Annotated in this window: 1 pseudogene; it reads right to left on the reverse strand. The window is 28.9% G+C overall.

Annotated features, from left to right (window positions below):
- Positions 1–52 precede the first annotated feature (52 nt).
- A pseudogene (locus tag KVT11_RS21360) lies at positions 53–287 on the reverse strand (hypothetical protein); the annotation flags it as partial.

Here is a 287-nt window from a genome sequence, read left to right on the forward strand (position 1 = left end):
CCTTTCATTTACATCCATATATTATCTAAATTTCAAATCCAAATAGTATTATCTACTCTTCTTTAAGAATTTTATATATACCTGTAGGTTTATACATAACAAGATCCCCTTCACTATTGCTAACTTTTTTTGTTTCAAAGTAGATTCGGTATTCTTGCCATGTGTTTTTATTTCTGATACTAACTCTTTAGTTATCCAGTAATTTCGATTCAGCAGATCTCCTGGTACAGCAGTCATTCAAAAATGTTTGTTATCTGTATTAAATTATTTAGCAACCATTTCCTCTT

It is taken from the genome of Bacillus sp. GbtcB10, assembly GCF_019091365.1.
Taxonomy (GTDB): domain Bacteria; phylum Bacillota; class Bacilli; order Bacillales; family Bacillaceae; genus Bacillus; species Bacillus altitudinis.